General features: G+C 60.2%; 20 protein-coding genes and 1 pseudogene. 15 read left to right on the top strand and 6 right to left on the bottom strand.

The genetic code is table 11. The features are described 5' to 3' along the window. From L901_RS12305 to L901_RS12315, 3 genes and pseudogenes are all read right to left on the bottom strand, one after another. Positions 1-188 (bottom strand): annotated as a pseudogene (locus tag L901_RS12305) (sugar ABC transporter permease); the annotation flags it as partial. 66 nt (positions 189-254) lie between these two features. Next, positions 255-1532, bottom strand: coding sequence for a D-tagatose-bisphosphate aldolase, class II, non-catalytic subunit (locus L901_RS12310; protein ID WP_059757009.1), 1278 nt, complete (start codon positions 1530-1532; stop codon positions 255-257). Continuing rightward, positions 1529-2536, bottom strand: coding sequence for a sugar kinase (locus tag L901_RS12315; RefSeq protein WP_059757013.1), 1008 nt, complete (start codon positions 2534-2536; stop codon positions 1529-1531). The genes L901_RS12310 and L901_RS12315 overlap by 4 nt, the downstream gene beginning before the upstream one ends. Positions 2537-2848: 312 nt before the next feature. On the opposite strand from L901_RS12315, the gene L901_RS12320 reads away from it, so the two are divergent. The 10 genes from L901_RS12320 to L901_RS12365 all read left to right on the top strand — a co-directional run bounded on the left by L901_RS12320 (position 2849) and on the right by L901_RS12365 (position 13360). Beyond that, the gene (locus L901_RS12320) at positions 2849-4162 is read left to right on the top strand and encodes a sugar ABC transporter substrate-binding protein (protein WP_059757016.1); all 1314 of its coding nucleotides are present in this window, start codon (positions 2849-2851) and stop codon (positions 4160-4162) included. Positions 4163-4490: 328 nt separating this feature from the next. After that, complete coding sequence (locus tag L901_RS12325; protein ID WP_059757204.1) at positions 4491-5261, top strand: galactitol 2-dehydrogenase; 771 nt, start codon at positions 4491-4493, stop codon at positions 5259-5261. A gap of 16 nt (positions 5262-5277) precedes the next feature. After that, complete coding sequence (locus tag L901_RS12330; RefSeq protein ID WP_059757207.1) at positions 5278-6288, top strand: D-altritol 5-dehydrogenase; 1011 nt, start codon at positions 5278-5280, stop codon at positions 6286-6288. A gap of 116 nt (positions 6289-6404) precedes the next feature. After that, on the top strand, positions 6405-7418 hold the full coding sequence (locus L901_RS12335; protein ID WP_059757019.1) for a LacI family DNA-binding transcriptional regulator: 1014 nt from the start codon (positions 6405-6407) through the stop codon (positions 7416-7418). Positions 7419-7680: 262 nt separating this feature from the next. Further along, entirely contained in the window at positions 7681-9039 is a 1359-nt protein-coding gene (locus tag L901_RS12340) for an NAD(P)H-dependent oxidoreductase (RefSeq protein WP_059757021.1), read from the top strand. Positions 9040-9056: 17 nt separating this feature from the next. Further along, positions 9057-9359: a putative quinol monooxygenase gene (locus tag L901_RS12345; RefSeq protein WP_059757210.1), complete on the top strand. Its 303-nt coding sequence runs from the start codon at positions 9057-9059 to the stop codon at positions 9357-9359. Positions 9360-9371: 12 nt separating this feature from the next. Beyond that, positions 9372-10274, top strand: coding sequence for an NAD(P)-dependent oxidoreductase (locus L901_RS12350; protein WP_059757024.1), 903 nt, complete (start codon positions 9372-9374; stop codon positions 10272-10274). Positions 10275-10296: 22 nt separating this feature from the next. Then, positions 10297-11292, top strand: a complete 996-nt coding sequence (locus L901_RS12355) for a DctP family TRAP transporter solute-binding subunit (RefSeq protein ID WP_059757027.1) — start codon at positions 10297-10299, stop codon at positions 11290-11292. A gap of 232 nt (positions 11293-11524) precedes the next feature. Next, positions 11525-12076 carry a TRAP transporter small permease gene (locus tag L901_RS12360; RefSeq protein ID WP_059757030.1) on the top strand — a complete coding sequence of 184 codons (552 nt, stop codon included), beginning with the start codon at positions 11525-11527 and terminating at the stop codon, positions 12074-12076. Positions 12077-12079: 3 nt separating this feature from the next. After that, on the top strand, positions 12080-13360 hold the full coding sequence (locus L901_RS12365) for a TRAP transporter large permease (protein ID WP_059757034.1): 1281 nt from the start codon (positions 12080-12082) through the stop codon (positions 13358-13360). Positions 13361-13384: 24 nt separating this feature from the next. On the opposite strand, the gene L901_RS12370 is transcribed toward L901_RS12365, so the two are convergent. Both L901_RS12370 and L901_RS12375 read right to left on the bottom strand, forming a co-directional pair. Next, positions 13385-14281, bottom strand: coding sequence for a LysR substrate-binding domain-containing protein (locus L901_RS12370; protein ID WP_059757037.1), 897 nt, complete (start codon positions 14279-14281; stop codon positions 13385-13387). Between the two features lie 85 nt (positions 14282-14366). Beyond that, positions 14367-15563: an MFS transporter gene (locus L901_RS12375; protein WP_059757040.1), complete on the bottom strand. Its 1197-nt coding sequence runs from the start codon at positions 15561-15563 to the stop codon at positions 14367-14369. A 123-nt stretch (positions 15564-15686) separates the two neighbouring features. On the opposite strand from L901_RS12375, the gene L901_RS12380 reads away from it, so the two are divergent. Then, a complete protein-coding gene (locus L901_RS12380; RefSeq protein ID WP_059757043.1) occupies positions 15687-16541 on the top strand; it encodes a helix-turn-helix domain-containing protein in 855 nt (284 codons plus the stop codon). Between the two features lie 190 nt (positions 16542-16731). On the opposite strand, the gene L901_RS12385 is transcribed toward L901_RS12380, so the two are convergent. Next, on the bottom strand, positions 16732-17628 hold the full coding sequence (locus L901_RS12385) for a helix-turn-helix domain-containing protein (protein ID WP_183044096.1): 897 nt from the start codon (positions 17626-17628) through the stop codon (positions 16732-16734). 87 nt (positions 17629-17715) lie between these two features. Here L901_RS12385 and L901_RS12390 point away from each other — a divergent pair, with 87 nt between their 5' ends. The 4 genes from L901_RS12390 to L901_RS12405 all read left to right on the top strand — a co-directional run bounded on the left by L901_RS12390 (position 17716) and on the right by L901_RS12405 (position 22041). Continuing rightward, positions 17716-18987 (top strand): sugar ABC transporter substrate-binding protein, encoded by a 1272-nt coding sequence (locus tag L901_RS12390; RefSeq protein ID WP_059757047.1) that lies wholly within the window; start codon positions 17716-17718, stop codon positions 18985-18987. Between the two features lie 265 nt (positions 18988-19252). Then, entirely contained in the window at positions 19253-20113 is an 861-nt protein-coding gene (locus L901_RS12395) for a carbohydrate ABC transporter permease (RefSeq protein WP_003523586.1), read from the top strand. Further along, on the top strand, positions 20110-20946 hold the full coding sequence (locus L901_RS12400; protein ID WP_059757050.1) for a carbohydrate ABC transporter permease: 837 nt from the start codon (positions 20110-20112) through the stop codon (positions 20944-20946). Before L901_RS12395 ends, L901_RS12400 begins: the two co-directional genes overlap by 4 nt. Positions 20947-20955: 9 nt before the next feature. Next, positions 20956-22041, top strand: a complete 1086-nt coding sequence (locus L901_RS12405; RefSeq protein WP_059757053.1) for an ABC transporter ATP-binding protein — start codon at positions 20956-20958, stop codon at positions 22039-22041. The last annotated feature ends 22 nt before the right edge of the window (positions 22042-22063 follow it).

Here is a 22063-nt window from a genome sequence, read left to right on the forward strand (position 1 = left end):
GGGTCGGTATAGAAATACTGGTAATTGAAGAGACCCGCAAAGCTGACATTGGCCGGGTTGAGGAGATTGTAGTTCTGGAACGAGAACCACAGGGTCATCGCCAAAGGCACGATCATCCACACCAGCAATAACAGCACCGATGGCGCTAGCATAACCCGCGCTAATCCGCTCGTGTTTCGGGTTGCCATGAGTTTCCCCTCCCTGACCGATACCCGCAACGTCTCCCGCCGGGGCATCCGAATTTAACGATTGTCTTAGTGGCGGCCTTCGCCCGTCGCCGCATGGTAGGTCGCCAGCACCTGATCCACTGCCGCGACCAGAACCTCCTCCATATCCTTTCCTACAACTGCCGCGAGCGGCAATTCGCCGAGATACTGGCGCAGCAGGGGTTCGGGAATTGTCTTCCCATCCAGCGCCTTATGCAAGGCGGAAACGGCCGCAAGCGCTTCCGGACGCGTCCAGTAATAGCGGATGCGATCGCTGTAGCTGTAGTGGCGCTGCAATCGCAGCGTGATGTCATCGCCATGATAATGTCCGCGCCAGTCGCCGGGTGAGGAAAGCATCAGCTTCTCCATGGTCCGCGCCAAAGGACGGTCGCCATAGTCGCCGATCATCTCGGAGGCGATCATGTCGAGAGCGTAAAGTGCCTCGCGATAGGCGAAGGTCAGGCCGGGGCCTACTTTCAGGATGGGGTATCCATCGCATACCAGTGTCGTGAGGGCGGCCTGCGTCTGGTAATCGGTGGAATGGGCCTCGAAGACCAGTTGCGGTTCGGCGTCCAGCACGGCGCTCAAGGCGGTGGCCGCTTGCGGGTCGTAAGCGACGACATTGTCGCTGCCGAATTCCACGCCGGGCTGCACGACAAAGGCGATGACCCGCTCGAACGCATCGGAAAGGCCGTGTCGCGCGAATATTTCGCGGTGAAGGTCGATCGTCTGGCGCGCTGCCTGCGGCTGCGTCGGCGCGACCGTGTCGAGCACATGGTCTGCCCCGCCCGGCACCGGCACCTCGGTGCCGAGAATATAAAGCGGTTTCGGCAGGCCGGCAGCCGCGGCGGCCTTTTCGGCGACGGCCGCAAGTTTGGCGGCGCGGTTGGCTATCGTGTCGTCGTCCAGCGCCGCCGGTTCACCGGCGCAGCCCATCGAGGCATCGAGATGGATCTTGCGAAAACCCGCCGTCACATAGGCCGCGACCATGGCGGCAGCTTTTGTCAGCGCTTCCTCGGCCGTTTCCCTGCGCCAGGGATTGGGGCCGAGATGATCTCCGCCAAAAATCACCAGTTCGCGGGGCAACCCTTCTTCCTCGGCAATGCTGTTGACGAAGCTGACGAAGTCCCGTGGCGTCATGCCGGTATAACCGCCGAGATGATTGACTTGATTGCAGGTTGCCTCGATCAGCACCGGTGTCCTGCCGGCGGCGGCACGGCGGATTGCGGCGCGCAGAACCACGGGATGGGCGGAGCAGACGGAGGTGATGCCGGCGGGCTTGCCGGAGCGGCGCGCGGCGGCGAGATTTTCGAGTATACCGGTCACAGGATTTCCTCCGACAGTTGCGCGGCCAGAAAGGCGTCGAGTTCGGAAAGGCTGGCGGCGCCCTCCATCGGGCCGCGGCGGGTGACATTGTGCGCGCCGGCGGCATTGGCATAGGCGAGCGCCTTTTGCGGATGCATGCCGAGGCGGCGGCAGGTGAGATAGGTCGCACCGAAACAGTCGCCGGCACCGGTCGGATCGATTTCGCGGACCCGCAAGCCGGGGACGTCGATGCGCCCATGGGCGCGGCTGAAATGGCTTGCACCATCTGCGCCGCGCTTCAGCACGATCTCGCCGATACCGGAGGCAAGCAGCTTTTCGGTAGCTGCGTCCTCGTCATCAAGCCCGGAGGCCGCCTGAAGCTCCTCACCGGAGGGCAGGAGAAGATCGGTAATCTCAAGCAGATCGTCGATCAGCCTGCGGCCGGCATCACCCTGCGCCAGTTCCTTGCGGATGTTGGGATCGAAGGAGACCGAGCCGCCGCGCGTCTTGACGCGTCTGATAGCTTCGAGAATGATTTCGCCGATGCCGGCAATCGCGAAGGCCGATCCCATGACATGCACATGGCCGGCTTTTTCGATAAGAGCCTGCGCTTCATCGGTCATATGCGTTTCGCTGGCCGCCGAATGGGCGATGTTGAAAACGAAGTCCCGTGCGCCGTTTTCCCGGTAACGCACGAAGGCGCTGCCCGTCGGCCGGTCGGTTATGGTGGCGATGGCCGAGACGTCGACGCCGTCGCCGCGCAGCCTCTCGACATTGAGACGGCCGAAATCATCGTCACCGACTGCGGCGATGATGCCGGCCGCTCCGCCGCAGCGCGCCACCTGATCGATGAAGATGGCCGGTGCGCCGCTCGGGAAGGGGCCGATCAGTGCCTGCGGCTCCAGAAAGCCGTCGCCCACCGTCGTCGCCATGATTTCCACGAGGATTTCCCCCGCCGTGATGGTCGGGCCTTTCGTGTGCGGCGCCAGTGCGGATGTCTGCCTCATCGTCTCCTCCATATGCATTCGGCTCCCGTCCTTTTGGCGGATGCAAATCCGCCGTCCCGAGGGCTTCTGGTTTTCGGATATCATTCAAAAATTTACGCGCGTCAATATATGAGATGATGAAAATTTTGTTGCGTCGCAGCAAGAGAGACGCCTCTGGAAATAATTTTTTATGGTATTATCCGCTTTAAAACAGTGGTTTATTGGTGCATACGATGATGTCTCCATGCTCCGATTTATTTTCGGATGTTGACAAGAGAGCGGATTTTGCGAGATAAAAAATTTACGCATGTATTGTTACGCGTAGACATCCGTAAAGGAGGAGCGGGTCTCATGAGCAAATTTATTGGAATTCTGTCATCGTCCGTCGTTGGCATCGGCCTTTTCGCCGGTCTGGCGCAGGCGGAGGAAATCAACATCGCCACCGTCAATAATGGCGACATGATCATCATGCAGAAGCTTTCCAGCGCCTGGGAGAAGGAGACGGGCAACAAGATCAACTGGATCGTGCTGGAAGAGAATGTCCTGCGCGAACGTGTCACCACCGATATCGCCACCAATGGCGGCCAGTTCGACATCATGACCATCGGCGGTTACGAAGCGCCGATCTGGGGCAAGCAGGGCTGGCTGGCGCCGGTCGACGATCTCGGCGACGACTACGATTACGCCGATCTGCTTGATCCGATCAAGAAAGGCCTGACTGTCGACGGCAAGCTTTACGCCGTGCCATTCTATACCGAAAGCTCGTTCACGCTTTATCGTAAGGACCTGTTCGATGCGGCCGGCCTGAAGATGCCTGACAATCCGACCTACGACCAGATCAAGGATTTTGCCGCCAAGCTCACCGACAAGTCGAAGCAGCAATATGGCATATGCCTGCGCGGCAAGCCGGGCTGGGGCGAGAACATGGCTTTCCTCGGCACCATGATCAACACCTATGGCGGCCGCTGGTTCGACATGGACTGGAAACCGCAGCTGACGAGCGAGCCGTGGAAAAAGGCGATCTCGGATTATGTGGCGCTGATGACCTCCTACGGCCCGCCCGGTGCGGCCGCCAACGGCTTCAACGAAAACCAGACGCTGTTTTCATCCGGCCGTTGCGCCATGTGGATCGACGCCACTTCGGCGGCGGGCCGTGTTTATGACCCCAAGCAGAGCCAGGTTGCCGACAAGACCGCGTTTACGCGTGCTCCGGTGGAGGCAACGCCGAACGGTTCGAGCTGGTCGTGGTCGTGGAACCTCGCCATTCCGAACACCACAAAGAAGCTTGATACCGCCAAGTCCTTCGTCAAATGGGCGACCTCGAAGACCTATGTGAAGACGGTGGGCGAAAGCGAAGGCTGGGTGGCGGTGCCGCCGGGCACGCGCAAATCCACCTATGAGTTGCCGGAATACAAGAAGGCCGCGCCCTTTGCGGATACGGTGCTGAAGGCGATCATGTCGGCCGATCCGTCCAAACCGACCAAGGATCCGGTGCCCTATACCGGTGTGCAGTTCGTCGCCATACCGGAGTTCCAGTCGATCGGTACGGTTGTCGGCCAGCAGATTGCGGCCGCCCTTTCCGGCCAGCAGACCGTCGATGCGGCGCTCGAAGGCGCCCAGAAACAGGTCGAGCGTGACATGACCCGCGCGGGCTACATCAAGTAGCCGCGTCCTCCCGGCGTGCCGCCCGTTCACCTTTCGGGGGCGGGCGGCATGGGTGGAGTGTGAGTTACAGCACCTGCTTCCTCATTCCTGTGCTTGTCACAGGAATCTAGCCAGCCCAAGTCCTTGGGCTGAAAAAGACTCCTCCCGCCGCGCCGACGCGCGTCGACTGGATTCCTGTGACAAGCACAGGAATGAGGGAGTGTGGGGTGCGCTGGCATATCAAATCTTTACCCGGTGTACCGTGTTCGGGTTTGCCGGAAAAAATGCATCTAACAACAAACGCATGACCGGGTTCATCCAGTGCCCACCATGCATCACGGAGATCGACATGAGATTGAAGAACAAGGTCGCGCTGATCACCGGCGCCGCCCGCGGTATCGGCCTTGGTTTCGCACAGGCTTTCGCAGATGAGGGTGCAAAGGTCATCATCGCCGATATCGATATCGCCCGCGCGACGGCTTCCGCCGCCGCCATCGGCCCTGCCGCCAAGGCCGTGAAGCTGGATGTGACCGATCTTTCCGAGATCGACGCCGTGGTAAAGGCGGTGGATGAGGAATTCGGCGGCATCGACATTCTCGTCAACAATGCCGCGATCTTCGATATGGCGCCGATCAACGGCATTACCGAACAGAGTTATGAGCGGGTCTTCGACATCAATCTCAAGGGACCGCTGTTCATGATGAAGGCGGTCTCGAATGTGATGATCGAGCGGGCGCGCGGCGGCAAGATCATCAATATGGCGAGCCAGGCCGGCCGGCGCGGCGAGGCGCTCGTCACGCTTTATTGCGCTTCCAAGGCGGCGATCATTTCCGCCACGCAGTCGGCGGCGCTGGCGCTCGTCAAGCACGGCATCAATGTCAACGCCATTGCACCCGGCGTGGTGGATGGTGAGCATTGGGAAGTGGTCGATGCGGAATTCGCCAAATGGGAAGGCCTGAAGCCGGGTGAGAAGAAGGCGGCGGTGGCGAAATCCGTGCCGATCGGCCGTTTTGCGACGCCCGACGACATCAAGGGGCTGGCGGTTTTCCTCGCCTCTTCCGACAGCGACTATATTCTCGCCCAGACATATAATGTCGACGGCGGCAACTGGATGAGCTGAAAAGCCGGAGATGACCATGCATGCCATTCAATTCGTCGAGAAGGGACAGGCCGTTCTGGCGGAAGTTCCCGTTGCCGATCTACCGCCGGGCCACGCGCTGGTGCGGGTCAAGGCTTCGGGGCTTTGCCACACCGATATCGATGTGCTCCACGCGCGTTACGGCGACGGTGCCTTTCCGGTCATTCCGGGGCATGAATATGCCGGTGAAGTCGCGGCCGTGGCCGCCGATGTGACGGGCATAAAGACCGGCGACCGGGTGGTGGTCGATCCCAATCTGCCCTGCGGCAGCTGCCCGAGTTGCAGGAAGGGGCTGGCCAATCTTTGCAGCACGCTGAAGGCCTATGGCGTTTCCCATAATGGTGGTTTCGCGGAATTCAGCGTCGTACACGCCGATCACCTGCATGGCATCGGCTCCATGCCCTATCATGTCGCGGCGCTGGCCGAACCGCTTGCCTGCGTCGTCAACGGCATGCAGAGCGCGGGTATCGGCGAGAATGGAACGGTGGCTGAAAATGCGCTGGTTTTTGGCGCCGGTCCCATCGGCCTGCTGCTTGCCCTGTCGCTGAAAGCGCGCGGCATCGAGACGGTGACGATTGCCGATATCAACGAAAGCAGGCTGGCTTTTGCGGAAGGTCTCGGGCTTCAGGTGGCGGTTTCCGGTTCGGAAGCGCTGCTGCGGCAACAGAAGTCTTTCGATGTCGTCGCCGATGCGACGGGCATTGCCCCCGTTGCGGAAGCGATGATCCCGCTGGTTGCCGATGGCGGCACCGCGCTGTTCTTCGGCGTCTGCGCGCCGGATGCCCGCATTTCGGTTGCACCCTTCGAAATCTTCAGGCGTCAGCTTAAGCTTGTCGGTTCGCATTCGCTGAACCGCAACATACCGCAGGCGCTCGCCATTCTGGAAACGGATGGCGATGTCATGGCGCGGCTCGTCTCGCACCGGCTGCCGCTTTCGGAGATGCTGCCGTTCTTTACGAAGAAACCATCCGATCCGGCCACCATGAAAGTGCAATTTGCAGCCGAATGATCGTTTGGTGGTTGATAACCGCAGTCGACCGGCTTTTCGTGCGAAGGCCGGTCGATATAAAGTACCACATGTAATATTTCATGGGGGCAAGCACTTTGGCCAAATCTATCAGGACGATGGAAGAGTTTTCGGAATTCGTCGGCCTTTCCCGCCCGACTGTTTCGAAATACTTCAATGATCCGGCCTCGGTCCGCAAGAAGACGCGGGATGCCATCGAGGATGCGCTGAAGAAATCGGGTTTCCGGCCCAATATTTTCGCCGTCAATCTCAACCGCCGCCGCTCCAATATCATCGGCATCATCATCCCGAATTCCACCGATCCCTTCTATATGGCGCTGACGAGCCGCATCGAGCTCATCGCCAACGAAGCGGGCTTCCTTGCCTTCGTGCTGTCATCGGACGGCAAGGCGGAAATCGAAGACCGCGCCATCCGCACCTTCAAGTCGATGAATGTCGCCGGCGCGATCATCGCGCCGCTCGGGGTCAAATCCCACCGCGCCACGCTGGAGCAGCTCGCCGCCAGTATTCCGATCGTTTATGTCGATTCGCCGCTCGACGAGACCTCGGCCTTTGTCGGCACCGACAACCGCCAGAGCGTCGGGCTGATGGTGGATTATCTCTGCCGCTCGGGCGAGCCGCCCTGTTTCTTCGACATGCCGCAGGTCAATACCAATGCCGCCACGCGCCGCACCGCCTATGAGGAGGCCATGCGGCGCCTTGGTTTCGAGCCGCAGGTGATCAACGTTCCGGACATTGTCACCTGGGATTTCGAGCGTTTCGCTTTCGATGAGGCGGGCCGGCTGCTGGAAGCGGCGGGGTCTCTGCCATCGCGCACCATTCTATGCGCCAACGACCGTATTGCCTTCGGCGTCATCGCCGCCGCCTTCCAGAAGGGCATCAGGGTCGGCCATGGTGCGGATTATGACCTCAGGGTCGCCGGCCATGACGATCATCCGCTGTCGCGTTATGCCTGCCCGCCGATTACCACGGTGGCGCAGAATTATAACGAGATCGGCAGGCTTTCCATCGAGCTTCTGCTGCAGAAGCTGGACGAGGAGGCGGATGACACAACGCGGATGCGCGAGCGCATCCTTCTCAGCGCCGATCTGATGCTGCGCAAATCGGCCTGATAATTTGTTAGATAAGCTAAACAAAGAATCTGATTTTCTAAATAGAACTAATGTTTGAACGCTCCTACTCTGTTCTCAAGGTTGCTTTGGGAGGCGACCGCGAGAGCCGGCGCAAAGGCGTGCCGGTATCCGGGAGGAACGTTGGATCGTCATGCCGTCCGTGCTGCGAGGGGAGAGCCTTCGCAGCCTAGGTATCGCATGGCCTTCGCCGGGCTGACTGGACATTCTCGCCAGCAATTTCCCCAGCGAAGGATGTCAAAACATGAATCTCTATTCTCTTCTGTCAGAGCGTGCAGCCGGCGGCAGGCCTGTGCGGGTCGGTCTCATCGGCGCGGGCAAGTTCGGCTCCATGGTGCTGGCGCAGGCGCAGCGCATCGCCGGTTTCCACATGGTCGCGGTCGCAGACCTCAATGTCGGCAAGGCGAAGGAATCGCTGGATCGCGTCGGCTGGCCGAAGGAGCGTTACGATGCGAAGAGCTGCGCCGAGGCGCTGAAGAGCGGCAAGACCTATGTGACCGACGATGTGAACGAGCTTTTCGCCTGCGGCGAGATCGAATGCGTGATCGAAGCGACCGGCCATCCGCTGGCCGGCGCGCGCCATGCGCTGGGCGCCATCGACCACAACAAGCACGTCGTCATGGTCAATGTCGAAGCCGATGTCATGGTCGGGCCGATCCTTGCCGAAAAGGCCCGTGCCAAGGGCCTGATCTATTCGATGGCTTACGGCGACCAGCCGGCGCTGATCTGCGAACTGGTTGACTGGGCGCGCGCCACCGGCTTCGAGGTCGTCTCCGCCGGCAAGGGCATGAATTTCGAGCCGCGTTACCGTTATTCGACGCCGGACACGGTCTGGGGTTATTTCGGCTGGACGGACGAGGAAGTGGCCAAGGGCGACTTCAATCCGAAAATGTACAATTCCTTCACCGACGGCACCAAGGCGGCCATCGAGATGGCGGCCGTCGCCAACGGTACGGGGCTGGATTGCCCGGATGACGGTCTGGCTTTCCCGCCCGCCGGCCTGCACGATCTCGCCCGCGTCTTCCGCCCTGCTGCCGATGGCGGCCGCATGGCGCGCTCCGGTCTCGTCGACATTGCCGCAAGCCAGGAGCCGGATGGCCGCGAGGTGTTTAACAACATCCGCTACGGTGTTTTCGTCACCTTCAAGGCGCATAATGAATATGCCCGCGCTTGCTTCAAACAATATGGCCTGCTGACCGATCCGTCCGGCTGGTACGCCTCCATGTGGCGTCCGTTCCACATCATCGGGCTGGAAACCTCGATCAGCGTTCTCTCCGCCGTGCTGCGCAACGAGGCCACCGGTTGCTCGAAAGAATTTCGCGGCGATGCGGTTGCGACCGCGAAGAAGGACATGCAGCCCGGCGAGATGCTGGACGGTGAGGGCGGTTACGCGGTTTGGGCGAACGCCATTCCGGCCACCCGCAGCCTCGATATGAAGGCGCTGCCGATCGGCCTCGCGCATAATGTCAAGCTGAAGCGCGCCATCAAGAAGGACCAGATCGTCAGCTTCGACGATGTGGAACTGGTCAATGACCTCGATGTGGTGAAGCTGCGTCAGGACATGGAAAACCGCTTCCGTCCGCAAAAAGACGCAGCCGCGTGATGGGCGGAGAACGGGACATGTCGAAGGGAGCTTTCGTGGTGATCGCGGAATTTCGGGTGAAGCCTGACGCGATGGACGCCTTTCTCGACGCCGCGCGCGATGACGCCACCCATTCGGTTCAGGATGAACCGGGTTGCCGGCAATTCGACGTGGTGCGGCCGGAAACGGGAAACAATGTGGTGTTTTACGAGGTCTATGACGACAGGCAGGCTTTCGACGATCATCTCAAAACACCGCATCTCGACCGGTTTCGCGAGGCGTTTCCCGCCCTTATCGATGAAGAACTGCCGGTGCGTTTCCTGAACCGGCAATGGCTTTGAAGGATGGGAGCGATGGCAGACATCCGTCGGATCGCCGTTATCGGAACGGGTATCATGGGTGCCCCCATGGCGGCGCGTCTGGCGGAGGCCGGATTTTCCGTCAAGGTCTGGAACCGCAGCGCTGAAAAAGCTGCGGTTCTGGCGGAGAAGGGCGTGCTGGCGGCGGCAACGGCTGCCGAGGCTGTGTCTGAAGCGGATGCCGTGCTCTGCATGCTGAGTTCTGGGCCGGTCTGCAACGAGGTTCTGCTCGGCCCATCGGGCGTCGTTTCAGCCATGAAGCCCGGCGCGGTGCTGCTGGTCATGAGTTCCATTCCCGTCGAGACCGCAATGGAACAGGCGGAGGCAGCCAGGGCATGCGGGGTCAGATATGTCGATGCGCCCGTATCCGGTGGTGAAAAGGGAGCGATCGAAGGAACGCTCGCCATCATGGCTGGCGGCGAACAACAGGATGTGGATGCACTGCGGCCGCTCCTCGGTTGTCTGGGGCGCGTCACCCATGTCGGTCCGGTGGGCTGCGGTTCTCTGGCCAAGCTCGCCAACCAGCTGATCGTCGCCTCGACAATCTGCGCCGTCGCCGAAGCTCTGACCCTCGTGGAAGAGGGGGGAGCGGACCCGGCGCAGGTGCGCCACGCCCTGCTTGGCGGCTTTGCCGATTCCACCGTCTTCCGCCAGCACGGAAAACGTATGGTGGAAGGCGATTTCCGTCCCGGCGGGCCGGCGAAATATCAGGTGAAGGATACGTCCACGGCGCTGGCCTTCGCCAGAAGCCGGGGCCTCAGACTACCGGTCGGCGAGGAGGTTGACCGGCTGTTCCGCTCCATGGTCGAGCACGGCGCGGGCGAGCTTGATCACAGCGGTGTGATCCTTGAAATTAAGCGCATGAATGCGTTCGGAGGAACGCTCGAAACTGTTTGAGATACAACAAAGGGAGGAACACATGAAAATTTCAAAACTTTACGGGCTGGCTCTGGCCGCCACCATGCTCGTGGCGTCCATCGCACAGGCGGAAACGCTGACACTTTCGACGCCCGACGCGGATACGTCCGAAATCACGCTCGCCGCCAACAAATTTGCCGAGATCGTTTCGAAAAAGACCGACGGCAAACTCAAGATCAAGGTGTTTCCGAACGGCACGCTTTATGGCGGCGACCCTTCAGCGGGCGTCAAGCAGCTGGCCGGTGGTTCGCTGGACATGCTGTTGAACTCGACCTCGCTTTACGCGACCTTCAATCCGAAGTTCACGGCCATCGCCATTCCCTACCAGTTCCGCGATATCGACCAGCTCAGGGTCTATCTCGACAGCGATCTCGGCAAGGAGCTTTCCACCGATCTCAGCAAGATCGGCATTCTCGGGCTCGATCTCTGGTCGCGGCCGCTGCGCCAGATCACCAATTCCAAGGCGCCGATCAAGTCGCCGGCCGATCTCAAGGGCATGAAGCTGCGCGTGCCGAACAATCCGCTCTGGGTCGAATTTTTCGGTGCCATGGGTGCGGCTCCGACGCCGATGGCCTTTGCCGAGGTCTATAATGCTCTCCAGCTAAAGGTCGTCGATGGACAGGAAAATCCGGTCAACGTGCCGGTCAGCGCCAAGCTTTACGAAGTGCAGAAATATCTGACGATCAGCAACCACATTGCTGACGCCTGGGTGCTGGGCATGAATCCGGCCCGCTTCGAAGGTCTCGATGAGAACTTCAAGACCGCGCTGAAGGAAGCCGCCACCGAGACCGAAGCCTGGAAGGCTCAGAACGACGCTGCCGATATCGACAAGTCGCTTGAGACGCTGAAGAAGAACGGCATGGAGGTGAACACGCTGACGGACGACGAACGCAAGGCTTTCGTGGCGGTGGCGGTCGGGCTTTCGGCAAAGTTCTCCGCGCTGGTGAAAGATCAGGCGTTCTTCGACAAGACGCAGGCTTTCCTCAAGACGAACTGACGTTTTCGTGCATGGAAGGCCGGATTTTGATCCGGCCCTCCCCAACGTCAGGCAGGGTTGTCTTGCCCGCTAGAGCATTTCCAGGAAAAGTGGAACCCGGTTTTCCGTCCGGAAATGCGTCAAAACAAAGAGCTAGAGTGTTTTCGCGGTTCGAAGAAAAGCGAAAAAACTCTAGGGCAGGGTGGCATTCGTTTTACCGGATATCCGGTTTCAGCAGTGGAAGGGTATTGTCATGAACGATACGAAACCTTCGGTGCTCGGCACCATCGTTAAACTCATCGCCGATGTGGCCGCAGGGGCAGCCTGTGCCGGCATTCTCATCGTCGTTCTTCTTCAGGTCATCGGCCGCCTTGCCGGCAGCCCGCTTCCCTGGACCGAGGAGGCGACGCGTTTCCTCTTCATCTGGATGGTGTTCCTTGGCCTCGCCGCCGGCTTCCGCACCGTTGAAAGCGCCCGTGTCGTGGTGTTTCTGGTGCTGTTTCACCGCTTCTTCCGGCGGCTGGCGGTGCCGATCTATGTCGGTTCCTCGGTATTCTTCTTCGGCATGATGGGCTGGACGGGTCTGACCCTGGTGCGCCAGCAGATCATGATGAACGAGACCGCCGCCACCTTGCCGATCCCCATGTGGACCATCGGCATTGTCTTGCCGGTCTCCGCCATCATCGCCGTGCTGGCCATCATCGAATCGCTGCGCAGCCGCCGGGAGCTCATCGCGCTTCCCGAACTTGGTCTGCCGGCGGATGAGATCGCCCATGCCGATATTTCCATTTCAGCAGGACATTGAGCCATGTCGGTCTTTCTTCTCGTCGCCTTTTTCGGTCTCAGCATGCTCGGCGTGCCGCTCGCCATCGCGCTGGCGCTCGCCAGCGTCGGCACGCTCTGGCTCTTCACCTCCATGCCCATGGACCTGCTGTCGCAGACGATGTTCTCGTCGATGAACTCCTTCCTCCTTGTCGCCGTGCCGCTTTTCATCCTTGTCGGCACCGTCATGGAACGGGGGCGTGTGGCGGAGCGCATCTTCGATTTCGCCGAGGCCATGGTCGGCTGGCTTCCCGGCGGGCTCGGCCATGTCAACGTCATCTCATCGGTGATCTTTTCCGGCGTCTCCGGCTCCTCCGTCGCCGATATTGCCTCGGTCGGCGCCATCGAGATCAAGGCGATGGAACGCCATGGATTTCCGAAGGGTTATGCCGTCGGTATGACGCTTTGCACCTCGACGCTCTCCTCGATCATTCCGCCCTCGATCCTGATCGTGATTGCCGGCTCCATCGCTAATGTGTCGATCGGCACGCTGCTGATCGCGGGTCTGGTGCCCGGCCTCTTCATCGCCTTAGCCTTTCTGGTCTTCAACCACTTCTATTCGGTGCATTACGGTTACAATCCGCCGACACCGTTCAATTTCCGCCTGGTCGTCGTCACGGGCCTGCGCGCCATCCTGCCGATGCTGACGCCGCTGATCCTCATCATCGGCATCGCCAGCGGCCTGTTCACGCCGACGGAGGCCGCAGCCATCGCGGTGGTTTATGTGGCGGTGCTCGGCGTCATCGTTTACCGCACCCTGCCGGTACGCGAGCTGCCGGAAATACTGATCTCGACGGCACGTATCTCGGGAACCATCCTGTTCATCGCCGCCACCTCGCAGCTCGCCGCCTGGGTCTTCACCTTCGATGGCCTGCCGGAACAGGTCGCTGATCTCCTGAAGGCCATGAACCTCGGGCCAATGACCGGCATGCTCGTCATCTTCGTGTTCCTGCTCATCATCGGCATCTTCATGGAAGCGATCCCGGCCATGTTCATCCTCATCCCGGTGCTGATGCCGCCGGTGGAGGCGCTGGGCATCGATCCGATCCATTTCCTGATTGTGACTGTTATGACGCTGACGCTCGGGCTGGTGACGCCGCCGGTGGGGGTCTGCCTGTTTGCGGCGGCACAGGTGGCGAATATGAAGATCGAGGATGTCATTCGCGGTTCGCTGGCGCCGATGACGGTGCTGACGCTCGCCATCTTCGCGCTGGTGCTTTTCCCGGTGCTGACGCTCGGGCCGATACGGCTGATGGGGCTTTATTGAAACGGGAAGAACGGAACTGAAAAATTAGACAACGCGACGGGCACGCCACTCGTCGCGTTGTTTTCGCATCCACTCCAGAAACAGCATGACTTTTCTCTGCCGCAGATGGGAATGCGGGCAGACGATCCATTGGGTGACGAGCTTGATGCGCGGTGCGTCCGTCACGGCCGGGATCAGCATTTTGTCCTGCAGCTCCCGCTCCATCATCAAGGTGCTTTCCAACGCCACGCCGATGCCGAGAACGGCGGCATCGATGGCCATGTGGCTGCGGTCGAACAGGACCCGCTGCCAGCGCTTTTCGGCTGTCACGCCAGCCAGCGGGAACCAGTGGTTCCATTGCGCCTGCGCCTTGACCGAATGAATCAGCCGCTGGTTCTGCAATTCCTCGGGCAGAAATTTACCCGCACCGGGATACTTCGGCGAACAGACCGGCAGGAATTCCTCCTCCACCAGCCCTTCCACGAAGAGGCCCGGCCAGCGGCCATCGCCGTGGCGCAATTCTATATCGACAAGCTCCTGCGAAAAGTCGGTCGGCTCGTTGGTGCCGTCGAGGCGCACTTCGAGTTCTGGATGCTCCTCCAGAAAGGAGCCGAGACGCGGCAGCAGCCATTTGTTGGATATGGTCGGCGTTGCACGGATCGTCAGTGTCGTGACCGAGCGGAAACCGCGAATACTGTCGGTGGCATCCGCGATCTGTTCGATCTGGGCGGTTATCATCGAGAAATACCGCTCGCCCGCTTCGGTCAGCGTCACCTTGCGGCCGGTTCGCGCCATCAGTGTCGTGCCGAGCTGGCCCTCCAGCAACTGGATCTGCTGGGAAACGGCCGAAGGGGTTACGCTCAACTCTTCCGCCGCTCGGGAAATGCTGCCCGCCCTTGCCGCGGCGTGGAAAACGAGGATCGATTTTATCGGGATTTGCATGGGTAGGGCTTTGCTCAACGGAATACGGCGGTCACCTGAGTATCACAGGTGACCGCCGTGTTGAAAAGCGTTGAAGGCTCAGCTTTTAGCGGTGGCTCGGCAGTTTCGGCAGGAACACCGTGAGCAGGCCGAGCAGCGGCATGTAGGAGCAGATGCGGTAGACGAATTCGATACCTTCCTTATCCGCATAAACACCCAGAACCGCAGCCCCGATACCGCCGAAACCGAAGGCGAAACCGAAGAACATGCCGGCGATGAGGCCGACGCGGCCCGGCACCAGTTCCTGCGCGAACACGACAATGGCCGAGAAGGCGGAGGAGAACACGAAGCCGATGACGACGACGAGAATGGCTGTCCAGAACAGGTTCGCATAGGGCAGCAGCAGCGCGAAGGGAATGACGCCGAGGATCGAGAACCAGATGACGACGCGCGAGCCGAAGCGGTCGCCGATCGGGCCGCCGAAGAACACGCCCAGTGCCGAAGCGCCGAGGAAGAGGAACAGCAGAACCTGCGCGTCCTGAACACCAAGACCGAACTTGTCGATGGTGTAGAAGGTGAAGTAGCTGGACAGGCTGGCGAGATAGGCATTCTTGGTGGCGGTCAGAACCACCAGCACCAGAAGCGTCATGATCACCGTGCCCCGGGCAAGGGGAAGCGTGCGGCTGGCCGGCGCCTTGCCAACGGTTGCGCGGCGGTGGCGGGTGTACCAGACGCCAACCCATGACAGCACGCCGAAGCCGAGGAGCGCGATCAGCGAGAACCAGCTGAGGCTGGACTGCCCGAGCGGGATGACGATGAAGGCTGCGAGCAGTGGGCCGATAGCCGTGCCGGTATTGCCGCCCACCTGAAAGAAGGATTGCGCCAGACCATGGCGACCGCCGGATGCGAGACGCGCCACGCGGGAAGCTTCCGGATGGAAGATCGCTGAACCGATGCCGATGAGGCAGGCGCCGATCACCAGAACCTCGAAACTATGGGCAAACGCAAGCGTGATGAGGCCGGCGCAGGTGGACAGCATGGCGACGGGCAGGGAAAACGGCATGGGCCAGCGGTCCGTCACCATACCGACGACCGGCTGCAGCAACGATGCGGTGACCTGAAAGGCGAAGGTAAGCAGGCCGATCTGCACGAAATCGAGCGCATAATTGGCTTTCAGCAGCGGATAAAGCGACGTCAGCAGCGATTGCATGATGTCGTTCAGCATATGGCAGAAGCTGGCGGCTGCGATGATTGAAAACGCCGTGCGTTGCGGGTTGAACCCGGTGCTGGTGACGGTGGCCATGATGAAGTCCTCTTCGGTTCCCGGCGGAAGGCGGGAAACATGTCTTTATTTCTTCCCGCTTTTATTCATATTGTTTCTGGCCTGCATCTTTGCTCTGGACGATTTTCTTTGTGAGTGGGCCAAATGGCAAAAAACAATTCCATGATCTTCGGCTCCTTTTCTGCCGAAGACCACAACTACATGCTGAATTTGATCGATGGCACCAACGAGCCGGTGCTGGCGATTTCCCGCACCTATGCCAAGGGACATCGTGCACCGGTCCACAGCCATCTGCGGGCACAGATTTGGCATGCTCGCCAGGGCGTGGTTCTGGTCAGCACCGCAGATGGTCGCTGGATGATACCGCCCGGCCATGGGCTCATCATTCCCGCCGGGCTGGAACACGAGTCGGAGACCATATCGACGGTGGAAATGCAATCGATCTATGTGCATCCCGACCTGTTTCAGGCTGAGGTGCCGCGGGTGGTGGAAATCACCGCTCTTGCCTCCAGCCTAATTGCCGAATTGCTGAGCGAAGAGCATGAGCCGCCCGCTTTTCATCGGCGCGGTCTGGTGCGGGCGCTGTTGCTGGATGAGATCAACCGCCTGCCGGAACGGCCGCTCGGACTGCCTTTTCCCGATAATCAGCGTCTGGCGGCGCTGTGCCGTGATTTCCTGAAAAAGCCGGTGGCGCGGGTGGAGATCGATGACTGGGCGGTGGCCATGGGCATCAGCCGCCGCTCGTTTACGCGGCTGTTCCGCAAGGAATTGGGGTTGAGTTTCGTCACCTGGCGCCAGCAGGCCTGTATCTTCGCCTCCCTGCCGAGACTGGCCGCCGGCGAAGCCGTGACGAATGTGGCGCTGGATGCCGGTTATGAAAACATCCCGGCTTTCACCACCATGTTCCGGCGAATGCTGGGCAGTTCACCAAGGGCCTATCGGCAGGCGGCGCGGCAGCGCGGGGGAGCTTTTTCCGACTTGGAAGATATAGGAGGCTAGGCTTAACGCTCCTCATCCCTGTGCTTGTCACAGGGATCCAGCCAGCCCAAGTCTTTGGGCTGAAAGGACTCTTCCCGCCGCGCAGTCGCGCGTCGGCTGGATTCCTGTGACAAGCACAGGAATGAGGGGTGGAGATGGGACGCGTCGGCACCATGTAGGTTGCTTACGGTACGGCTCCATTGGAAATACCCTAAGCCGCAGTCGCCCGCATGTCGCGGCGGAAATCGGAAGGCGACATGCCTGATATCTGGCGAAACGCCTTGTTGAAGGCGCTGACGGAGCCGAAGCCGCTTTCCATGGCGATCTGCAGAATATTGTCCTTGCCGGTCATCAGCATCGCCTGCGCGCGGGAAAGCCGCAGCAGGGTAAGATATTTGATCAGCGTCATGCCGGTAGATTTGCGAAACAGGTTCATCGCATATTTCGGGTGCAGCGAGGCGGCGCGGGCAATTTCAGTCGCGTCGATATCGTCGAGAAAATTGGCGGCGATGAAATCGCACATCCGCACCACGCTGATGGAGGGCGCCATGCCCTCGTCATCCTGTCTGCGGTTTCCATTTAGGGTCGAGGATATGACGGAGTAAGGCTCCAGAAACATCCGCTCGACCCGCAGCAGCAATTCCTCCACCGCGTGCTGGGCTTTTGCCGGATCGCCCGAAGTGACGTAACGGAACCAGCGGCCGAAATTTTCCGCATCTGCCCTGTCCGTCTCGGCACTCACCATCGTCGCACCGCCCATCAGCTGGCTGGAGACGGCGGCCGGCAGGCGCATGCGGAAGAAATGCACGAGCGGCAGATGCGCGCCGGCATAGAAGGAATCGTCGGAGGAATGGTCCATCTGGTGCGGCTGACCGCCCCAGAAAATGCACATCTGCCCGGCCTCGAGCGTCAGGTCATGGTCGCCCATGCGGTAATGCACCGACCCCGACATGACGTAATTCACCTCCACCTGCGCGTGCCAGTGGGGCCGCAGCATGATGGGCGGATGATTGTGAAAAAGCTGAAGCGTCGTCGGCATGCCCTCGATGCTGCTCGCACCCGGCTGGTAGAAGGCTCTTTCGGCAATCTTACTTTCCGCCAAATCGATGTTCCCTTTGTACGAGACAGATTTCCTGCCGCCGCTAATGTGCCCATGTTCGCTGAAGAACGGCAATTGAAAAAAGGGAGGTTTTCAATGTGCTTGAAATTTCTTGGCGCGTCTACGGCTCTGGTGCTCTTCGCAGCCCCGGCTTTCGCGCAATCCGAGACCGTCACCATCTGGAGCTGGAATGTCGCGGCTTCCGCGCTGAAATCCACGGTAGAGGGCTTCAATAAGCAAAATCCTGACATCAAGATTGTCGTTGAAGACCTTGGAAACAATCAGGTTTTTGACAAGACGCTTGCCGCCTGCGCAGCCGGCGGTGACGGTCTTCCTGACATCGTAACAGTCGAGAATTTCGAGGCGGAACTGTTCTGGAGCCGTTTTCCCGATTGTTTCGCCAATCTGACCGAGCTTGGCTATACGCCTGAGAAACAGGCGCTTTTCCCGGATTTCAAGCGCACGGAGCTGGAAGTTGACGGCGTCGCCTATGCGGTTCCGTGGGATTCCGGTCCGGTAGCGGTATTTTATCGCCGCGACTTCTATGAGAAGGCAGGCGTCGATCCGGCCACCATTAAAAGCTGGGATGATTTCATCGCTGCCGGCAAGAAGGTCATGGCCGCCAATCCCGGCACCGTCATGGCGCAGGCCGATTTTAACGGCGATAGCGAATGGTTCCGCATGATCGCCAATGAGCAGGGATGCGGTTACTTTTCGACCGATGGCCAGAACATCACCATCAACCAGCCCGCCTGTGTCGCGACCCTTGAAAAGGTCAAGGAAATGAAGGACGCCGGCATCATCACGGCGGCGATCTGGGATGAAAAAATCCAGGCCAATACGGCCGGCAAGGCCGCCAGCCAGATGTATGGCGCCTGGTATGAAGGCACGGTTCGTTCCGGCTCCCCCGATCTTTCCGGCAAATGGGGCGTCTATCTGATGCCGAGCCTGACGGCGGATGGCCCGCACGCCGCCAATCTCGGCGGTTCTTCGCTGGCGATCAGCTCGACATCCCAGCACAAGGAAGCCGCGTGGAAATATATCGATTACGCGCTCACCACCAATGAAGGGCAGGTGACGATGCTGAAATCCTTCGGCCTCGTTCCCTCGCTGCTCTCAGCCATCGACGATCCCTTCGTTAAGGAAAAGCAGGCCTATTGGGGCGGGCAGGCGGTGTGGACCGATATTCTGGCCACCCTGCCGAAGATCGTGCCGAGCCGTGGCACGGCTTTCCAGTCGGATGCCGATGCGATCTACAAGGCGACGCAGACGAAATATTTCGCCGGCGGATATCCCGATGCGAAAGCGGCGCTTGACGATGCGGCCAAGCAGATCGAAACGGCCACCGGTTTGCCGGTCGCGGAGTAAGCCGGCGGCTGTTTATGAACCGAGTGGGTGCCACGAATTTCTTCTCCCCGAGGGGGAGAAGTCCGCGGCAGCGGGATGAGGTGGCGAGGGTAGCGATATTCGGTGAGCCAGCCCCCTCATCCGACCCTTCGGGCCACCTTCTCCCCGGCGGGGAGAAGAAACACGCCGCAACACCCTGCGATGGCATTGGCCCTTAGAAACGGGGCCGGGCCTTTCTGAAGCTTTTCCATTTATCCGGCAAAACCGCCGGCATCTGGAGGTCACCATGCCGTCTAGGAACAGGATCGCCTATGCGTTCCTTGCGCCCTATCTCCTGATTTTCGCCACCTTCTGGGTCTGGCCGATCATCAGCTCGTTCATGCTGTCGTTCCAGAACACGCGGATCAATCCGTGGCGGTTTGCGCCTTCCATGAACTGGGGGCGGCTGGTTTCCGATCCGGCCTTTTATAACGCGCTCTACAATACGCTGATCATTCTGGTCATTCAGGTGCCTGTGATGATCGCGCTCGCCACCGTCATGGCGGTGCTGCTGAACTCGCCGCTCCTGAAAGCGCGGCCGCTTTATCGTTTTGCCTTTTTTGCGCCTGTCGTCGTTGGCGAGGTGGCCTATGCGGCTGTCTTCCGGCTGATGTTCAGCGCCGATTTCGGCATCATCAACAAGCTCATCACCTCAGTCGGTCTTTCGCCCATCTCGTGGTTCGACAATGCCAATGCGGCCATGGCGCTCGTCATCATCGCCGTCACCTGGCGCTGGGCGGGGTATAACGCCATCATCATCCTCGCCGGGCTGCAATCGATCCCCGGCGATGTCTATGAAGCGGCGACGCTGGACAAGGTGAGCAAGCGCCAGCAGTTCTTTTATATCACCCTGCCGCTCCTCAAACCCATCATCCTGTTCTGCGTCGTGCTCTCGGTTATCGGCACCATGCAGCTGTTTGCCGAACCCTTCCTCATCACCAACAGGGGCGGGCCGGGCGGCGGCACGGAGACGCTGGGGCTGTTCCTCTATCGCCAAGGCTTCACCTCGCTCAATTTCGGCTATGCCTCGGCCATTGCCTACACCATGGCGGCGCTCGCCATCGCCATTTCACTGCTTAATCTCTGGGTCGGGAGGGAGCCGAAATGAGATCGAAATCGAGATCGCTTTTCTGGCAGAAGATCGCTCTGCATGCGGCGCTGACACCGCTTGCCATCGTCTGGCTGTTTCCACTGTGGATGATGTTCGTGTTCTCGACCATGCCGGATTACGGCATTTTCAGCCCGGATATCGTGCTGGTGCCATCCACCAATTTCGTCGAGAATTTCAACAACCTGCAGGCGGATACCAATTTCCTCAGGGCCATGTTCATCTCGATCACCGTCGCCGTCATTTACACCGTGCTTTCGGTGTTTCTGACGTCGATGGCCGGCTGGGCGCTGGCGCGTTACCGCTTTGCCGGACGCGGGGTGGTGATCGCCATCATTCTCGGCACCATCACTTTGCCTTTTGCCGTCGTTGTCATTCCGCAATTCATCATGGTGGCGCGGGAATTCAAGCTCGCCAACACCTGGGTGGCGCTGATCGTGCCGCCGCTGTTCAACTCGCTCGGCGTGCTGTTCATGCGGCAATCCTTCTCGATGATGCCGACGGAGCTTTTCGATGCGGCACGGGTGGAGGGCGTCAAGGAATGGCAGATATTCCTGCGCATCGCCCTGCCATTGGCGCGACCCACCATGGCGGCGCTGTCGATCATTCTCTTCCTGGCCTCGTGGAACAATTACCTCTGGCCGCTTCTCATCAATTCCCGCCCAGGAATGATGACCGCACCCGTGGCGCTTGGCACCCTCATCGGGCTCACCAAAGTGTCATGGGGCGGCATCATGGCCGGCGCGGTGCTGCTCACTGCACCCATTCTCGTGGTTTTCGTGGCTTTGCAGCGTCACTTCATCGCCGGCATTTCCGCCGGGGCAGTCAAGTAAGGGGGCCGCATGGCGGAACTTTCGCTCAACAACGTGGTCAAGCGTTACGGCGCGCTGGAAGTGATCCATGGCGCAAATCTGGAGGTAAAGGACGGGGAGTTCGTCGTTTTTGTCGGCCCCTCCGGCTGCGGCAAGTCCACGCTTCTCAGAATGATCGCCGGGCTGGAAGATATTTCCGGTGGCGATATCGTGATTGGCGGCAGAACGGTCAGCGACGCCGATCCGGCAGATCGCGGCATTGCCATGGTGTTCCAGTCCTATGCGCTTTATCCGCATATGACGGTGGCCGAAAACCTCTCTTTCGGCCTTAGAATGAACGGCAACCCCAAGGCGGATACGCAAAAGCGGGTCAACCGCGCCGCCAAAATTCTGCAGATCAACGAATTGATGCAGCGCCGGCCGAAACAGCTTTCCGGCGGCCAGCGCCAGCGCGTGGCCATCGGCCGTGCCATCGTGCGCGAACCGCAGGTCTTCCTGTTCGATGAGCCGCTGTCCAACCTCGATGCCGAATTGCGGGTGCAGATGCGCGTGGAAATCTCGCGGCTGCACAAGCAGCTCGGCACCACGATGATCTATGTCACCCACGACCAGACCGAAGCGATGACGCTGGCCGACAAGATCGTCGTGCTGCGGGCGGGCAATATCGAGCAGGTCGGCGCGCCGCTCGATCTCTATGACGATCCCGCCAATCGCTTCGTTGCCGGTTTCGTCGGGTCGCCGAAGATGAATTTTCTGGAAGCCACCATCGTCGGCAGCGGCGCGGAAGGCGTTACGCTCTCCCTCGACAGCGATCCTGCGGTGCGGCTGAGCCTGCCGGTCACTGCGCGTTTGAACGAGGGAGCTAGAGTCTCGCTCGGCATCCGGCCGGAGCATTTTGCCGATGCGGGCGGGGGCGATGCCGATCTCACCGTGCATGTCGATGTCGCCGAGCATCTCGGCAATACCAGCTATGTCTATGCCCGAACCGAAGGCGGCGAGCAGCTTATCATCGAGCGGCCGGAATCGCGCGACGTCGGCAATCGCGACCGGCTGACGGTCGGCCTTTCCGCCCGCAGGGCTTTCCTTTTCGACAGCAGGGGCGACCGCCTGCGCTGAACCCTTTCCCAAGCACCCAAGA

It is taken from the genome of Agrobacterium sp. D14, assembly GCF_001526505.1.
GTDB lineage: Bacteria > Pseudomonadota > Alphaproteobacteria > Rhizobiales > Rhizobiaceae > Agrobacterium > Agrobacterium leguminum.

What these genes read in the sequence shown, in the direction of transcription:
- L901_RS12315 (WP_059757013.1), bottom strand. Translation starts at nt 2,536, where the DNA reads ATGCATATGGAGGAGACGATGAGGCAGACATCCGCACTGGCGCCGCAC.
- L901_RS12320 (WP_059757016.1), top strand. Translation starts at nt 2,849, where the DNA reads ATGAGCAAATTTATTGGAATTCTGTCATCGTCCGTCGTTGGCATCGGC.
- L901_RS12325 (WP_059757204.1), top strand. Translation starts at nt 4,491, where the DNA reads ATGAGATTGAAGAACAAGGTCGCGCTGATCACCGGCGCCGCCCGCGGT.
- L901_RS12330 (WP_059757207.1), top strand. Translation starts at nt 5,278, where the DNA reads ATGCATGCCATTCAATTCGTCGAGAAGGGACAGGCCGTTCTGGCGGAA.
- L901_RS12335 (WP_059757019.1), top strand. Translation starts at nt 6,405, where the DNA reads ATGGAAGAGTTTTCGGAATTCGTCGGCCTTTCCCGCCCGACTGTTTCG.
- L901_RS12340 (WP_059757021.1), top strand. Translation starts at nt 7,681, where the DNA reads ATGAATCTCTATTCTCTTCTGTCAGAGCGTGCAGCCGGCGGCAGGCCT.
- L901_RS12345 (WP_059757210.1), top strand. Translation starts at nt 9,057, where the DNA reads ATGTCGAAGGGAGCTTTCGTGGTGATCGCGGAATTTCGGGTGAAGCCT.
- L901_RS12350 (WP_059757024.1), top strand. Translation starts at nt 9,372, where the DNA reads ATGGCAGACATCCGTCGGATCGCCGTTATCGGAACGGGTATCATGGGT.
- L901_RS12355 (WP_059757027.1), top strand. Translation starts at nt 10,297, where the DNA reads ATGAAAATTTCAAAACTTTACGGGCTGGCTCTGGCCGCCACCATGCTC.
- L901_RS12360 (WP_059757030.1), top strand. Translation starts at nt 11,525, where the DNA reads ATGAACGATACGAAACCTTCGGTGCTCGGCACCATCGTTAAACTCATC.
- L901_RS12365 (WP_059757034.1), top strand. Translation starts at nt 12,080, where the DNA reads ATGTCGGTCTTTCTTCTCGTCGCCTTTTTCGGTCTCAGCATGCTCGGC.
- L901_RS12370 (WP_059757037.1), bottom strand. Translation starts at nt 14,281, where the DNA reads ATGCAAATCCCGATAAAATCGATCCTCGTTTTCCACGCCGCGGCAAGG.
- L901_RS12375 (WP_059757040.1), bottom strand. Translation starts at nt 15,563, where the DNA reads ATGGCCACCGTCACCAGCACCGGGTTCAACCCGCAACGCACGGCGTTT.
- L901_RS12380 (WP_059757043.1), top strand. Translation starts at nt 15,687, where the DNA reads ATGGCAAAAAACAATTCCATGATCTTCGGCTCCTTTTCTGCCGAAGAC.
- L901_RS12390 (WP_059757047.1), top strand. Translation starts at nt 17,716, where the DNA reads ATGTGCTTGAAATTTCTTGGCGCGTCTACGGCTCTGGTGCTCTTCGCA.
- L901_RS12395 (WP_003523586.1), top strand. Translation starts at nt 19,253, where the DNA reads ATGCCGTCTAGGAACAGGATCGCCTATGCGTTCCTTGCGCCCTATCTC.
- L901_RS12400 (WP_059757050.1), top strand. Translation starts at nt 20,110, where the DNA reads ATGAGATCGAAATCGAGATCGCTTTTCTGGCAGAAGATCGCTCTGCAT.
- L901_RS12405 (WP_059757053.1), top strand. Translation starts at nt 20,956, where the DNA reads ATGGCGGAACTTTCGCTCAACAACGTGGTCAAGCGTTACGGCGCGCTG.